Origin of the sequence: Pectobacterium aroidearum, from assembly GCF_015689195.1 — a bacterium.
GTDB lineage: Bacteria > Pseudomonadota > Gammaproteobacteria > Enterobacterales > Enterobacteriaceae > Pectobacterium > Pectobacterium aroidearum.
This window is the reverse complement of the sequence record NZ_CP065044.1, coordinates 2,379,449-2,394,907: the sequence shown is the minus strand read 5'-3', so window position 1 is coordinate 2,394,907 and position 15,459 is coordinate 2,379,449. Positions and strand designations below refer to the sequence as shown.

General features: G+C 49.7%; 13 protein-coding genes, 1 tRNA gene, 2 other RNA genes and 1 riboswitch. Of the genes, 8 read left to right on the top strand and 8 right to left on the bottom strand.

The window, feature by feature from the left end; translation table 11 throughout:
• Window positions 1-323: 323 nt before the first annotated feature.
• Window positions 324-2,999: a bifunctional acetaldehyde-CoA/alcohol dehydrogenase gene (adhE, locus tag I2D83_RS10770; RefSeq protein WP_205948077.1), complete on the top strand. Its 2,676-nt coding sequence runs from the start codon at window positions 324-326 to the stop codon at window positions 2,997-2,999.
• Between the two features lie 143 nt (window positions 3,000-3,142).
• On the opposite strand, the gene I2D83_RS10765 is transcribed toward adhE, so the two are convergent.
• Complete coding sequence (locus I2D83_RS10765) at window positions 3,143-3,739, bottom strand: thymidine kinase (RefSeq protein ID WP_015840216.1); 597 nt, start codon at window positions 3,737-3,739, stop codon at window positions 3,143-3,145.
• Between the two features lie 590 nt (window positions 3,740-4,329).
• On the opposite strand from I2D83_RS10765, the gene hns reads away from it, so the two are divergent.
• Entirely contained in the window at window positions 4,330-4,737 is a 408-nt protein-coding gene (hns, locus tag I2D83_RS10760; RefSeq protein WP_015840215.1) for a histone-like nucleoid-structuring protein H-NS, read from the top strand.
• Between the two features lie 122 nt (window positions 4,738-4,859).
• Here hns and galU read toward each other — a convergent pair whose 3' ends face one another.
• The 3 genes from galU to rssA form a co-directional block, all read right to left on the bottom strand.
• Complete coding sequence (gene galU / locus I2D83_RS10755; RefSeq protein ID WP_015840214.1) at window positions 4,860-5,771, bottom strand: UTP--glucose-1-phosphate uridylyltransferase GalU; 912 nt, start codon at window positions 5,769-5,771, stop codon at window positions 4,860-4,862.
• Between the two features lie 205 nt (window positions 5,772-5,976).
• On the bottom strand, window positions 5,977-6,993 hold the full coding sequence (gene rssB, locus I2D83_RS10750) for a two-component system response regulator RssB (RefSeq protein WP_015840213.1): 1,017 nt from the start codon (window positions 6,991-6,993) through the stop codon (window positions 5,977-5,979).
• A 134-nt stretch (window positions 6,994-7,127) separates the two neighbouring features.
• On the bottom strand, window positions 7,128-8,033 hold the full coding sequence (gene rssA, locus I2D83_RS10745) for a patatin-like phospholipase RssA (protein WP_181846729.1): 906 nt from the start codon (window positions 8,031-8,033) through the stop codon (window positions 7,128-7,130).
• A gap of 132 nt (window positions 8,034-8,165) precedes the next feature.
• On the opposite strand from rssA, the gene I2D83_RS10740 reads away from it, so the two are divergent.
• The 5 genes from I2D83_RS10740 to I2D83_RS10720 all read left to right on the top strand — a co-directional run bounded on the left by I2D83_RS10740 (window position 8,166) and on the right by I2D83_RS10720 (window position 10,150).
• Window positions 8,166-8,633, top strand: a complete 468-nt coding sequence (locus I2D83_RS10740; protein ID WP_015840211.1) for a YchJ family protein — start codon at window positions 8,166-8,168, stop codon at window positions 8,631-8,633.
• Between the two features lie 83 nt (window positions 8,634-8,716).
• Window positions 8,717-9,565: a formyltetrahydrofolate deformylase gene (purU, locus tag I2D83_RS10735; RefSeq protein WP_015840210.1), complete on the top strand. Its 849-nt coding sequence runs from the start codon at window positions 8,717-8,719 to the stop codon at window positions 9,563-9,565.
• 154 nt (window positions 9,566-9,719) lie between these two features.
• Window positions 9,720-9,804, top strand: a tRNA-Tyr gene (locus I2D83_RS10730).
• A 43-nt stretch (window positions 9,805-9,847) separates the two neighbouring features.
• A non-coding RNA gene (locus I2D83_RS10725) (RtT sRNA) lies at window positions 9,848-9,977 on the top strand.
• A gap of 43 nt (window positions 9,978-10,020) precedes the next feature.
• Window positions 10,021-10,150, top strand: a non-coding RNA gene (locus tag I2D83_RS10720) — RtT sRNA.
• A gap of 188 nt (window positions 10,151-10,338) precedes the next feature.
• Here the strand turns inward: I2D83_RS10720 and I2D83_RS10715 are convergent.
• Window positions 10,339-10,965, bottom strand: coding sequence for a trimeric intracellular cation channel family protein (locus I2D83_RS10715; protein ID WP_205948076.1), 627 nt, complete (start codon window positions 10,963-10,965; stop codon window positions 10,339-10,341).
• A gap of 21 nt (window positions 10,966-10,986) precedes the next feature.
• Window positions 10,987-11,082: riboswitch (glycine riboswitch) on the bottom strand.
• Window positions 11,083-11,383: 301 nt separating this feature from the next.
• On the opposite strand from I2D83_RS10715, the gene xthA reads away from it, so the two are divergent.
• On the top strand, window positions 11,384-12,190 hold the full coding sequence (gene xthA / locus I2D83_RS10710) for an exodeoxyribonuclease III (protein WP_205948075.1): 807 nt from the start codon (window positions 11,384-11,386) through the stop codon (window positions 12,188-12,190).
• A 168-nt stretch (window positions 12,191-12,358) separates the two neighbouring features.
• Here xthA and I2D83_RS10705 read toward each other — a convergent pair whose 3' ends face one another.
• From I2D83_RS10705 to I2D83_RS10695, 3 genes are all read right to left on the bottom strand, one after another.
• Entirely contained in the window at window positions 12,359-12,649 is a 291-nt protein-coding gene (locus I2D83_RS10705; RefSeq protein WP_181828493.1) for a DUF1496 domain-containing protein, read from the bottom strand.
• The gene (locus tag I2D83_RS10700; RefSeq protein ID WP_205948074.1) at window positions 12,646-14,571 is read right to left on the bottom strand and encodes a DNA topoisomerase III; all 1,926 of its coding nucleotides are present in this window, start codon (window positions 14,569-14,571) and stop codon (window positions 12,646-12,648) included. The genes I2D83_RS10705 and I2D83_RS10700 overlap by 4 nt, the downstream gene beginning before the upstream one ends.
• 100 nt (window positions 14,572-14,671) lie before the next feature.
• Entirely contained in the window at window positions 14,672-15,223 is a 552-nt protein-coding gene (locus I2D83_RS10695; protein ID WP_181846725.1) for an NAD(P)H nitroreductase, read from the bottom strand.
• Window positions 15,224-15,459 lie beyond the last annotated feature (236 nt).

Sequence of the window (15,459 nt, the reverse complement as noted above, 5' to 3'; positions counted from 1 at the left end):
CATCAATAAAAATAGATATTGATCACAAAAAAGGCACCCACAAATAGGTATGCTCATTCCATACCGTAACAAGCACGTAAATCCTCTTAATTTTGATGTGTTTTCAAAACAATATTTCAAAAATTTACGATATCGGCGGTTACAGTATTTTAAAAAGCAGAAATCGCGCCACAACGGTGGCTGACAAGCTCTTTGAGTCAATTAATGCGAAATGGGCAGAAAAGAATAGCCAGGTAACGGAAACGCTACCCGCTCGTTTATCTATACTGTTCTATTCGGCGAACAATTGACTGAAAGAGTTTAACATTTATCAGGAGAGCATTATGGCCGTAACCAACGTTGCTGAACTTAACGCACTGGTCGAAAGAGTGAGAAAGGCACAGCAGGAATTTGCCACTTACACTCAGGAACAAGTGGACAAGATCTTCCGCGCTGCTGCACTCGCTGCATCGGATGCACGTATTCCGCTAGCAAAAATGGCGGTTGCCGAATCCGGTATGGGGATCGTGGAAGATAAAGTCATCAAAAACCACTTCGCCTCTGAATACATTTATAACGCCTATCAGGATGAAAAAACCTGCGGCGTTCTCTCAACTGATGACACTTTTGGTACGATTACTATTGCAGAGCCTATTGGCCTGATTTGCGGTATTGTTCCCACCACCAACCCCACTTCTACCGCGATTTTTAAAGCGCTGATCAGCCTGAAGACCCGTAACGGGATTATCTTCTCTCCGCATCCGCGTGCAAAAAATGCGACCAATAAAGCCGCAGACATTGTTCTGCAAGCGGCGATTGCAGCAGGTGCGCCGAAAGATATCATCGGCTGGATCGATCAGCCTTCCGTTGAATTGTCCAACCAGCTTATGCACCATCCTGATATCAACCTGATTCTGGCTACCGGTGGCCCTGGTATGGTGAAGGCCGCGTACAGTTCCGGTAAACCCGCAATCGGCGTAGGTGCAGGTAACACGCCGGTCGTCATTGACGAAACCGCAGATATTAAACGTGCCGTTGCTTCTATTCTGATGTCGAAAACTTTCGATAACGGCGTAATTTGTGCGTCAGAGCAATCAGTCATCGTCGTAGACAGCGTCTATGACGCCGTGCGTGAACGTTTTGCTACCCACGGCGGCTACATGCTGAAAGGCAAAGAACTGCATGCCGTACAGGGTATTTTGCTGAAGAACGGTTCACTGAATGCTGACATCGTGGGTCAACCCGCACCGAAGATCGCAGAAATGGCGGGCATCACCGTCCCTGCCAACACTAAAGTGCTGATCGGTGAAGTCACCGCGGTCGATGAGTCCGAACCATTTGCTCATGAAAAACTGTCTCCGACGCTGGCGATGTACCGTGCGAAAGACTTCAACGACGCCGTGATTAAAGCGGAAAAACTGGTCGCAATGGGTGGCATCGGTCACACATCCTGCCTGTATACCGATCAGGACAATCAGCCTGAGCGCGTGAATCATTTCGGCAATATGATGAAAACCGCGCGTATCCTGATTAACACACCTGCGTCTCAGGGGGGTATCGGCGATCTCTACAACTTCAAACTCGCTCCGTCTCTGACGCTGGGCTGTGGCTCCTGGGGCGGAAACTCCATCTCCGAAAACGTCGGTCCGAAGCATTTGATCAACAAGAAAACGGTAGCCAAGCGAGCAGAGAATATGTTGTGGCATAAACTTCCTAAATCCATTTATTTCCGTCGCGGCTCACTGCCAATCGCGCTTGAAGAAGTGGCCTCCGATGGTGCAAAACGCGCCTTTATCGTAACTGACCGCTTCCTGTTCAATAATGGCTATGTCGATCAGGTGACATCAGTATTGAAGCAGCACGGGCTGGAAACCGAAGTGTTCTTTGAAGTTGAAGCTGACCCAACGCTGAGCATCGTGCGTAAAGGCGCCGAGCAAATGCACTCCTTCAAACCGGATGTGATCATTGCGCTGGGTGGTGGTTCACCAATGGATGCGGCGAAAATCATGTGGGTGATGTATGAACACCCTACGACACACTTCGAAGAGCTGGCGCTACGTTTCATGGATATTCGTAAACGTATCTACAAGTTCCCGAAAATGGGCGTTAAAGCCAAAATGGTGGCCATTACCACCACCTCCGGTACGGGTTCCGAAGTGACGCCGTTTGCCGTGGTGACCGACGATGCAACCGGACAGAAATATCCGTTAGCGGACTATGCGCTGACGCCAGATATGGCGATTGTTGATGCCAATCTGGTGATGAACATGCCGAAATCACTGTGTGCGTTTGGTGGACTCGATGCGGTAACACACTCACTGGAAGCCTATGTTTCCGTACTGGCAAACGAATATTCAGACGGACAGGCGTTGCAAGCGCTGAAACTGCTGAAGGAGAACCTGCCAGACAGCTACCGCGACGGCGCGAAAAACCCGGTTGCCCGTGAGCGCGTGCATAACGCCGCGACGATTGCCGGTATCGCGTTTGCCAACGCCTTCCTCGGTGTCTGCCACTCCATGGCGCATAAGCTGGGCTCTGAATTCCATATCCCGCACGGCCTGGCTAACGCCCTGTTGATCTCAAACGTGATTCGTTATAACGCGAACGATAACCCGACCAAACAGACGACGTTCAGCCAGTATGACCGTCCGCAGGCTCGCCGTCGCTACGCGGAAATAGCCGACCACCTGCGCTTGACCGCACCAAGCGATCGTACCGCGCAGAAAATCGAGAAATTGCTGAACTGGCTGGAAGAAATGAAGACTGAGCTGGGGATCCCCACCTCGATTCGTGAAGCTGGCGTACAGGAAGCCGATTTCCTGGCTAAGGTAGATAAGCTGTCAGAAGATGCATTCGACGATCAGTGTACCGGGGCTAACCCACGCTACCCGCTGATTTCGGAGCTGAAACAGATTCTGCTGGATACTTACTATGGTCGTAAGTTCTCTGAAGAGGCGAAAGCAGAAGTGGTTGAGCCTGTAGCAAAAGCCGCTAAAACCGGTAAGAAAGCTGCACATTAAGGTTCTGACCACAACCGCCTAGTTCTCTATAAGGCGCGTTATCTCACTGTACTGCCCAACCCCTAAACGGTTGGGCATTTTTATTACTCACGCACATCAATACGCCGTGTATTACTCGTCCGCCAGTCGGATATTTAACCGCCTTACTCACTTTCCTTACGGGTTAATCCCAGCGCAATTTTATAATGTTTACGACACACGGAAACATAGCTCTCATTGCCGCCAATAACGACCTGCTCCCCTTCGTGGACGGCATTACCTTGCGCATCTAATCGCAATACGCAGTTAGCTTTACGGCCACAATGGCAGACCGTTTTTAACTCAATCAGCTTATCTGCCCATGCTAATAAATAGTGACTCCCGGAAAACAAATCACCGCGAAAATCAGTACGCAACCCGTAGCACAATACCGGGATGTCTAATTGGTCCACAACATCGGAAAGCTCGCTCACCTGCTCGCGGGTTAAAAATTGACATTCATCAATTAATACACAATCTACGGGCTGAGCACGGTGCTCTTTCTCCAGCAATCCAAATAAGGATGTCTGCGGATTAAACAATAATGCCGGAGAAGAAAGGCCGATTCGTGAACTTACAATCCCCACACCGTGCCGATTATCTATTTCAGCAGTGAACACCAGCGTACGCATCCCGCGCTCCTGGTAGTTATATGATGACTGCAATAGCGCCGTCGATTTCCCTGCATTCATTGCAGAATAATAAAAATAAAGTTGGGCCACTCAGCTACTCCAAAAGGCAGGCTATATACTCGTCATACTTCAAGTTGCATGTGCGTTGGCTACATTCACTCACCCGAATCACTTACCTGTGTAAGCTCATCGAGATTAAATGAGAGGCATCCTGTCTCTCACCGGACGCCAGCCGTTGGCTGGTTAAATTCGTTTCCGACGAATTTGTCCTTCTCTTGCCGCCCGCCTGAAACTCGAATTATTTGGAGTATATGATCTTCGTGTCGTAAAAACTTATTGTAACAACTCGTCTTCACGCTGTGCAATGGGCTATTCCCAGACCATATTTTGTCCATATGCCCACCAGCGGCGGCCTGTTACGATAAAAGATATAAACATTCCTTATAACAACGACGCGGCATCAATAAGCCATTCTCTGTCGTTTGAGAGAGAAAAACGGTATACCAAATGTATTTTTTTGATAACAGGAAAGTATTTATATTTATGTAACATACGATGTGAGTTCTGTTTTAAAAATGAGGTTTTTTAACAAACTTACAAATTTGACTATTGCAGAAAGGAAAATAGCACTCTATTATCACACTACACGCCACCAATAATATTAATTTGAGATTATCACAATGAGCGAAGCACTAAAGATTCTTAACAACATCCGTACTCTGCGTGCCCAGGCAAGAGAATGTACCCTGGATACTTTGGAAGAAATGCTGGAAAAACTGGAAGTCGTGGTTAATGAACGCCGCGAAGAAGATAGCCAGGTTCAGGCTGAAGTTGAAGAACGTGCGCGTAAATTGCAGCAATATCGCGATATGCTGATTGCCGACGGTATTGACCCTAACGAATTATTACAGTCTTTAGGTTCAGTGAAAGTTGCAGGTAAAAGCAAACGAGCAGCCCGTCCGGCAAAATATCAATACACTGACGAAAACGGCGAAGTTAAAACCTGGACTGGCCAGGGTCGTACACCGGCAGTAATCAAGAAAGCAATCGAAGAGCAAGGTAAATCTTTAGACGATTTCCTGCTGTAATTGTTTATAAGTACTGAATACTAAAAAAACCCCCGATGACTATCGGGGGTTTTTCTTTGGTATATGCCGCCGTTTTTAGCTGCTCTCTGTTTTTGTAAACAGAGAGCAATCATTACATTCTGTTATTTTTCTTCTGCTTCAATCGTTTCCTGCAGCCATTGCGCAAATTCCTGACCTAAACCGTCATGGCGCAAACCATATTCCACGAATGCCTGCATATAGCCTAATTTATTACCACAGTCATGGCTCACGCCTTTCAGGTGATAGGCTTCTACCGTCTCTTTTTCCATCAACATTGCGATGGCATCGGTTAACTGAATTTCATTGCCAGCGCCCGGCGGTGTTTTCTCCAGCAGAGACCAAATATCCGCAGAGAGTACATAACGGCCAACGACGGCTAAATTAGACGGTGCCTCGGAAGCTTTCGGTTTTTCAACCACGCCCACCATAGGTGCACTATCCCCTGCTTTTAATTCCACGCCTTTGCAATCAACCACGCCATAGCTGCTTACATTTTCAACCGGCTCGACCATAATCTGGCTGTGACCTGTAGTAGAAAAACGTTGCAACATTTCGCTCAGGTTATCTTTCTTCAGATCGGATGCATATTCATCAATAATCACATCCGGCAGAATAACTGCGACGGGTTCATCTCCCACTAACGGGTGCGCGCACAATACGGCATGGCCCAGCCCTTTAGCTAATCCCTGACGCACTTGCATAATGGTGACGTGTTTAGGACAGATAGATTGAACTTCTTCCAACAGCTGACGTTTAACGCGTTTTTCTAGTATGGCTTCCAGCTCAAAACTGGTATCGAAATGGTTTTCGATAGAATTCTTAGAAGAGTGTGTAACCAGAATAATTTCATTAATCCCCGCAGCGATACACTCATTAACAACATATTGGATCAGCGGTTTATCTACCAACGGCAACATTTCTTTAGGAATGGCTTTGGTGGCAGGCAGCATACGCGTCCCTAATCCAGCAACCGGTATGACCGCTTTTTTTACTTTTTTATTCACAATAGACATAAACAGCCTCTTATATACCGCTCAAATAATGAACTTTATTTATCTAATCAAGATAACCGAAAGAGTATAACGACTTTAACAAGAGTACGCTTGTCCCAACATTACTACTCAATAAAAATAAGATAACTCCCTACATAGTAGGGAATAAAAAATAATACCGAAAGATGGGGATGGCCTTAAATCCGTACAGCCCTGCGCTATCGGACTATTCTGCCGTCAACATAAGCCGTAATCGGCCACCGCCACCCCATATCTGGCATTGCCATGCTTCACACTGATAATTCAGTTGGTTGAGATAAGCTCCTTCAAGCGTGCCTAAAGGGATACCGCTATTTAGGGCTATCTGCTGTTCGTTAACATTCAGCGTCGCGTTTAGCCCAGCAGAAATCAGTATCAGTTGTTTTAACTGTCGATGGTAATAACCCACCAGCAAAGGAAAACGTCCATCCAGACTCGCCTGACGCAGCAACTGGTTGACCTGCTTTAATAGCGTCGGCAGATACGGCAAACGGTGTTGCTGATCGGCTAAATGCTCCTGAAGCAGCCCATTGAACAACGTTCGCAGCAGTAAGGCTGCAAGCGTACCATTGTTATTGACACCCTGAGTGACATCCAGACAATAGAACGCCAACTCCGTCTCCGAAAGTGCGGCAATATCCAACACCAGTCCAGGATGCTCCGCTGCCGTCAATTGGCGGTAGTTAACACGGCAATGAGCGAGTGTTTGCTGCACGGGAGGCTGTAGCTGGGCAAGCAGTTTGGTGACCGCTTCAGGTGATTGATTGAGGGAATCCATGTCCTGCATCAGTTGATCCATCTCATTCAGCTGTGAAGTGAACATATCAGGATACAAGCAGGACATTACGGCTTCACGCAAGCGGGCATAATCACGAATCGGTTTCAGCAACACATCCTGAACACCAAGACGCAAGACTTTGGCAATGTCCGCCATCTGACTGGTTGCAGAAATAATCAGTATCGGCGTATCGTTATCTTTCAAACGCAGGCGTTCAAGAAACTCGATGCCTCCCATCGTCGGCATCTTCAGGTCGCAAATCATTAAATCGGGTTGATAGTGTTCGAGAATACTTAGCGCATCTAATCCATTAATCGCTTCCTGAACTGAAGCCCCAAGAGAAGTCAGATAACCAGCGAGCACAGATCGAAAAACGGCCTCGTCATCAATGACTAAAATATGCTTACCCGCTAGTGGTTGTTCCATCAGTACCCCTTACTTCAAACCCCGAATAATCACACCTGCTTTAGCGCTAACATGCCAGATAGACGGCATACTTACGCATTTTTAACGACATGTGCTCTCAACAACATGCGCTCTTTGCACCATGACGTTCTTCGTTACGCTTCTTTTGCGAGCGGCAACAATTCATCACGCATCTTTTCTACTGCCTTATAGCCTGCTTCAATCGCTTCCTGTGCGCGATGAAAATCCAAGGTCGCGATCTGAGGACAATACGGTTGCAGTAGTACATCAGGCGGATCGCCTGCCATCCGGGTCATCTTCAACCGATTTTCCAGAATCTGGATCGATGTGCTCATGATCTCCATCGCCGTTGGCGAACTTTCTGTTGGCTGACGGCGGCCTCGCAGTAAACGTTCACGAATTCTGCTACGCCAATCTTGCGGGACATTTTCCGCATCAATGTCCGACTCCGTCGGTTTTATTGACAGCAAATTCTGGTGATTCAGACTGGCGTCGTGCTGGAGATCAACTGCAATCACAATGTCAGCGCCCATAGCCCGTGCCAGAGAAACAGGAACAGGGTTAACCACCGCGCCATCCACCAGCCAGTAATCGTTAAATCGAACGGGGGATAACAGGCCAGGCATGCTGCAAGATGCGCGCATAGCCTGATGTAAATCGCCTTCTGTCAGCCAGAGCTCACGTCCTGTACTCAGATTTGTCGTCACCACGCCATATTTGATATCACAGTCTTCAATCTGTGTTGTCGGAAGCAAATGCTTCACACTATTGAAGACACGATCGCCGCGCAATAAGCTTCCGCGCTGCCAGGAGAGATCCATCAGTCGAATCACGTCCCAATAGCCAAACGCCCTCACCCAGCGATCCATTGAGGCTAAATTGTTGGTGGCATACGCCGCCCCGACCAGCGCGCCGATAGAACAACCGGCTACAACATCAACCGCAATGCCCATTTCTGTTAACGCATTAAACACACCAATATGCGCCCATCCCTTCGCTGCCCCGGATCCCAAGGCGACTCCAATTTTTTTCCGCTGCATGATCGAACCACCCGTCTTCATTTTAGCGCACATTGCTACACGTAGAGTTTCTTAGGTAACATATCGGCATCCTGCATAGGGATCTGTTTATTATCTATCAGTTTTTATCTTAAATTTTCTTCAGGAGACATCGTGTCAGAATCTTGCCCCTGTTGCAGTGGATTGCAGTATAACGCATGCTGTCAACCCTACCTCACGCATGCCGCAACAGCGGCTGAACCCGCCGTATTGATGCGATCGCGCTATACCGCCTATGTCAAACACGATGTCGATTACCTTATCGCCACCTGGCATCCCGATCTCCAGCCCGAGAAATGGCGCGCGTCTCTCGCTGAAAGCTGCCAGAACTCGCAGTGGCTCGGGCTCACTATACTGGCAACGTCTCCCGGAAAAACGCCCGATGAGGGATATGTGGAATTCGCCGCACGTTATATCTCAGAAACAGACAGCCAGCGAACAGAAGTCATGCGAGAACGCTCACGCTTCCTTCGCCAGCATAATCGCTGGTACTATATAGACGGCGTTCATGTGCAGACAGGCAGAAATGAACCTTGCCCGTGCGATTCCGGCAAAAAATACAAAAAGTGCTGCGGACAATAGAACACAGGCAGTCGCCCACGCGGCTTTATCGCTGCGATACCACAAAATCGTTATTTTAGTTTTTGGACAGGATCCACACGCTCATGCAATCCCAAAACATACAAAGAAAAGTATTACGAACCATTTGCCCCGATGCAAAAGGGCTCATCGCAAAAATTACGAATATTTGTTACAAGCACGAACTGAACATCGTGCAAAACAATGAGTTTGTCGATCATCGTACTGGCCGCTTTTTCATGCGGACCGAGTTGGAAGGGATTTTCAACGACACCACATTGTTAGCCGATCTGGATAGCGCACTTCCTGAAGGCTCTTCTCGCGAATTAACCGCCGCAGGTCGTCGTCGTATCGTCGTACTGGTGACAAAAGAAGCCCATTGTCTGGGCGATCTGTTGATGAAAAGCGCTTATGGCGGCCTGGATGTCGAAATCGCTGCCGTCATCGGCAACCACGATACCTTGCAGACGCTGGTCGAGCGGTTTGATATTCCGTTCCACCTGGTCAGCCATGAAGGGTTAACTCGCGAAGAGCACGATCAACAGATGATCGCGCAGATCGATCAATATAAACCCGATTACGTCGTGCTGGCGAAATACATGCGAGTACTGACACCGGCGTTTGTTCAGCACTATCCGAATCAAGTGATCAACATCCACCATTCGTTCTTACCCGCCTTTATCGGTGCCCGACCGTACCATCAGGCATACGAACGCGGTGTAAAAATCATTGGCGCGACGGCACACTACGTTAACGATAATCTGGATGAAGGCCCGATTATCATGCAGGACGTTATTCACGTCGACCATACATACTCAGCAGATGACATGATGCGCGCAGGCCGTGACGTTGAGAAAAATGTTCTGAGCCGTGCGTTGTATCGCGTGCTGGCGCAGCGTGTTTTTGTCTACGGCAATCGTACTATTATTCTGTAATTGGTTGATCGGGCATCTTTTTGTATAAGGATGCGCCGAACGGAATAAAAAAACGGCAAGCGCATTTATTTTTGATATATACCGCTTTACAGGGGCGTGGCATTTGATATGATGCGCCCCGCTTGAAGCGAAAGCCTCTTGCAGCAAGGCCAGTGGTGGGGTTCCCGAGCGGCCAAAGGGAGCAGACTGTAAATCTGCCGTCACAGACTTCGAAGGTTCGAATCCTTCCCCCACCACCATTCCAAAGTTGTACTTCTGAATTACATCCCAACGCCAAAATATCAAATTCCCGTCAGGGGAAGGTAAGAACCTTCGACCAAGGTTCGACAAAACCGGCACGATTTTGAGCAACGCGCAGCGTTGACCCGAAGGGTGAGGTGCGAAGCACCGAATTATCCTTCCCCCACCACCATTTCAAAGTAGTACTTCTGAACTATCCCCCTACACTAAAGCACCAGATTCCCGTCAGGGGAAGGTAAGAACCTTCGACCAAGGTTCGACAAAACCGGCACGGTTTTGAGCAACGCGCAGCGTTGACCCGAAGGGTGAGGTGCGAAGCACCGAATTATCCTTCCCCCACCACCATTTCAAAGCTGTACTTCTGAATTACCTCCCAACGCCAAAGCATCAGATTCCCGTCAGGGGGAAGGTAAGAACCTTCGACCAAGGTTCGACAAAACCGGCACGGTTTTGAGCAACCCTCAGCGTTATTTACCCCACCGCCATACGCACAGCTAGTCAGCGCAACATAGACGATGGGGAAAAAGATAGCCTTACACTTTGCCTTTCCAGCGCCCAGGAACATAAGAGAACACCGGGAGTTGCCATGACCAGCGAATTGCGGCCAGACGCACCGCCAAACCAATAGTGAATGACGCCAGCAGGTTAATATCGTGGTTGATGTTAAGCGACTTGAGCCCCAAATATAAAAGTGCGACTAAAAGCGAGACACTGGCGTACAGCTCTTTCTTCAATACCATTGGTGTGCGGTTGCAGAAAATATCACGCAATATTCCACCAAAAATCCCGGTTACGATGCCCGCCATGACCACCACCGTCATCGAATAATTCAGCTTCAACGCCACATTGCAGCCAATAATGGTGAAGGCGATGAGCCCCATCGCATCAAGAACCAGAAAGAGGCGATGCAAATGGTGCATAAAGCGTGCAATGATAATTGTGAAAAGACCCGCACCAATGGTGAGATAGATATAGCCGGGATGCTGCGTCCAGCCGATGGGATAATTACCGAGGAGAATATCGCGAACGGTGCCACCGCCAAGCGCGGTGATAAAGGCAATCATGCCTACGCCAAAAATATCCATATTACGACGTCCAGCGGCCAGCGCCCCGGACATCCCCTCTGCCGTAATCGCGATCAGATAGATGTAAGTCAGCACACAAGTTATCCTGTGAAATGTGCCACTCCCTCTGTCCGCTTTACCTGAGAGTTTACGCAGCCGTGCTGCTTGCCCCTTCGGTGGGTTGCATTGCAACCTCTCTCCAGTTGGCTTCAATAGAATTCGCAGTTAGGGTAGCCTGAGCGATTATGGGAGTTTGCGCCTTCGGCGGAGCGTTATAGTATTACTTATACTATGTGCCCTCTCTCCTGCGAGGTGCGGAGTATAACGGCCGACAAGGCTTAGGTTCAACTGAATATAAGTGAATCTTATTTTCAACGATTCTCATCTGCGCTAACCGCCTCTGGAGCAACGGCAATACGTTCATTAACGACAGCCTAAAGCCTCGCCTCGCCGTGACGGCATACCTCATTTTCTGCTACCATCTGGTCACATTTTTTAGCGAATGGCAGCGAACATGAAAGTTGTATCTTTTAATATCAATGGTCTGCGGGCGCGCCCTCATCAGTTGGCCGCCATTATCGAACAACACCAGCCAGATGTGATCGGGTTGCAGGAAACAAAAGTCCACGATGACATGTTTCCGTTAGAGGATGTCAGCCAGTACGGCTACCACGTTTATTATCATGGGCAAAAAGGACACTACGGCGTCGCCCTGCTGTGTAAAACGCAGCCGATTGCGGTGCGTCGTGGTTTCCCAACGGATGAAGACGATGCGCAGCGCCGAATCATTATGGCGGATTTCGCCACTGAACATGGCACCTTCACAATCGTTAACGGATATTTTCCACAGGGAGAAAGCCGTGATCATCCAGTGAAATTCCCCGCGAAGACGCGTTTCTATCAGGATTTGCAAACCTATCTGGAACAGCACCACAGCGCCACACAACCGCTGATCGTGATGGGCGATGTCAATATCAGCCCCACCGATCTGGATATCGGCATTGGCGAAGAGAATCGCAAGCGCTGGTTACGCACGGGTAAATGTTCTTTCCTACCGGAAGAACGTGAATGGATGGCGCGTTTGCAAGGCTGGGGACTGATTGACACTTTCCGTGCCGCCAACCCAGAGAGCAACGATCGTTTTTCGTGGTTTGATTACCGCTCAGCCGGGTTCGATGACAACCGCGGCCTGCGTATCGACCTGATTCTCGCCAGCAACTTCCTGGCCGACCGCTGTGTTGCTACCGGTATTGACTACGATATTCGTGGAATGGAAAAACCGTCTGACCATGCGCCAATTTGGGCACAATTTGCGCTATAGAAACAGATTGCTCTGTAGAAAGCGTACGTTGTAAAGGCAGTGCGTGGTAACAAACAGTACGTGGTAACAAACAGTACGCGGTAAAAACAATATCCCCGCAGCGCATCAAATCGCAGCGGGGATAAAAAGCAGTGGGAAGATTAAGCGTAATACTCTCTTATCGCTCCGTTATTGCTTAACCACCTGCCATATCAGGTTGTTGGTTCCCAGCGTTTGTTTGTCCCGCACGCATTGCAGAATCACGCCTTCAACCTTTAGCACCGCACCTTCAGAATAGTTACGGTTCTCATACACACAACAGCGCAGGCAGTTGTTATTTTGCTCCCGCACCGTCGTACCCGCGCCCCACACTTCCGGTGGCACGGGAACCACAATATCCGTTCCGCCGCGATTAGCCTGTGCCAGCGTGGGCAGCACCAGTATCACACTGGCGAAACACAAAGACACTAACGATTTCATTGCTCCTGCTCCTTCGCTTTTTTAGTCTGAGGCTTGCGCCGTTTTGCGGCACCCGACTGCTGCGCAGAAAGCCCTTTAAACGCTCTCACCGCGCCGTTTTGTTTGGCCTGCTGAATCAACTCCTGCAAGGAATGGGTCAGCGGCTGCATAAAATCCTGATAGCGGCATTTCTTCTCGCTGATTTGCGTCAACGTGGCTTCCCAGTGCGCCGTCATGTCTGGGTGTGCTGCACTGGCAGGCAGTGAGTGAATCAACGCCCGTCCCGCTTCACTCGCGTGAATATAGCGCGCTTTCTTAAACAGAAACGTCCGTTTAAATAATAATTCGATGATACCTGCTCGCGTCGCCTCTGTGCCTAATCCATCGGTCGCCCGCAGGATTTTCTTCAGTTCTTTATCCTGCACAAAACGCGCGATCCCTGTCATCGCCGACAGCAACGTCGCATCGGTAAACGGTCGTGGCGGCTGCGTTTGGCGCTCAACGACTTCACCGCGTTCACATAGTAGCTCATCACCTTTTGCCACCACAGGCAACGGCATGCCTTCGTTTTCTTCGTCGCGTTCTTTACCGCCCAGCAGCGTGCGCCATCCGGCTTCGGCCAGGAACCGCGCTTTGGCAATAAATTTACCCCCCGCAATATCCAGTTCAATGACACACTTGCGGAACACGGCGTCTGGGCAAAATTGCATGATGTATTGCCGCGCAACTAAACCATACACTTTACGCTCATTTTCCGTCAGCGAGGCGCTTGCGCTACGAGCGGTAGGAATAATTGCGTGGTGAGCATCGACCTTACCATCGTCCCAGCAACGGTTGCGTCGATCCACATCCATAACCGGCTGTGGCAGCAGATCGGGCTGGTGTACGGATATCGCGTTTAAGACGGCATGACGCCCGGCAAAATGTTCCTCGGGCAGATAGCGGCAATCAGAACGCGGATAGGTGATCAGCTTATGGGTTTCATAGAGTTTCTGGCACACATCCAGCACTTGTTGAGCACTCAGCCCGAAACGCTTCGCCGCTTCGATCTGTAGTGTCGACAGCGAATAAGGTAGCGGCGCAGTTTCCGATTCCCGTTTATCATTATAGCTGGTGACAAACGCGGGCTGGCCTTCAATACGTTTGACGACATGTTCTGCCAGAGAACGATGCAATAACCGCCCTTCTTCATCCTGATAAGGTTCACAGGATTCGCTGGGCTGCCAGAGTGCGACAAAGCGCTCATCGGCAGGCGTCACGATATGGGCTTTCACTTCAAAGTAATCTTTGGGAACGAAGTTTTCGATTTCTTCATCCCGCCGCACCACCAGTCCCAGCACCGGCGTTTGCACGCGGCCAACCGACAACACGCCATCATAGCCAGCATTGCGTCCTAATAGCGTATAGGCACGGGTCATGTTTATGCCGTAGAGCCAATCCGCACGGGAACGCGCCAGTGCCGACACGCACAAAGGAATGAACTCTCGGTTCTCACGCAAACGAGAAACCGCGCGCTCTACCGCTTGTGGGTTGAGATCGTTGATCAGGCAACGACGCACCTGCTGGCGTTTTTCTTCCGGCAGAGCCAGATATTCCAGCACCTCATCCACCAGCAGTTGCCCTTCACGATCGGGATCTCCCGCGTGAATCACTTCGCTGGCATCATTCAGGAGTTTTTTTATGGTGTTCAGCTGCTTACTGACCGAGGGACGCGGTTGCAGCAGCCATTTCTGAGGAATGATAGGTAAATCGGCAAGAGACCACCGGGCGTAGCGCGCATCATAAACATCCGGCTGCGCCTGCTCCAGCAGGTGTCCTACGCACCACGTCACGACATCATTCTGGCCGCAGGCAATAAAGCCATCGCCGCGTCGATGCGGTTTGGGTAACACGTCTGCAATCGCCCGCGCAAGGCTGGGCTTTTCGGCAATAAAAAGTCGCATTATTCACCCTATCGCACACAGGCTAGGCATTTCCCGCGTAATTCGCGGGAAAGCACGCTGTAAAACGGGTGGGAAATCGATATTCTTCAAAAGATGGCAATCAGAAGTAGTGAACAAACGTGTCAGTATCAAGCGGCGTGACCGTAGTCGAGGCTTTGAGCTGTGGCGTCCCAAGATAGAGGAAACCGACAATTTCATCCTGTTCACGACAGTTGAACGCTTCGCGTACCAGCGCATTGTGCGTCCAGGCACCGCTACGCCAGATACCGTTAAAGCCCTGAGCCAATGCAGCCATTTGCATAGCCTGAACGGCACAGCCAGCGGAGACAATTTGCTCCCAAAGCGGGACTTTCGGGTTCTCTTCACAATGCGCGACAACGGTAATAATCAGCGGGGCGCGATAAGGAGCCTGACGTGCCTTATCGATACCGGCGTCATCCAGCCCTTCCTGCTGCGCCGCACGAGTCAGTAGCGAACTAAAACGATCCAGACCGTCATTTTCGATCATAAAAAAGCGCCACGGCTGCATGGCACCATGATCCGGCGCACGCATACCCGCGTGGATAATGTTATTCAATGCGTCACCCGTCGGTGCTGGCGCGGTCAGGCGCGAGGCCGAACGACGATTCAATAGCAATTCAAGAGCATCCATCGCACATCTCCTGTATGGCAATATAATTTCTGCGATACACCCTATTTCTACGGTAGAAGCACTATTTACGCTAAAACGATGTTTACGGTAAAAACAGGGGTACGGCAACGTTGCGCGCCACGTTAGCACAAGTAGAAGTTTTGTTACAAGATAACCCCGACAGGGCGCGCCTCCGCGGCGATTTAATGCTGACTTTTTACTGTCCGCTCATTAGGATACTATCACGCCTTGTGCTT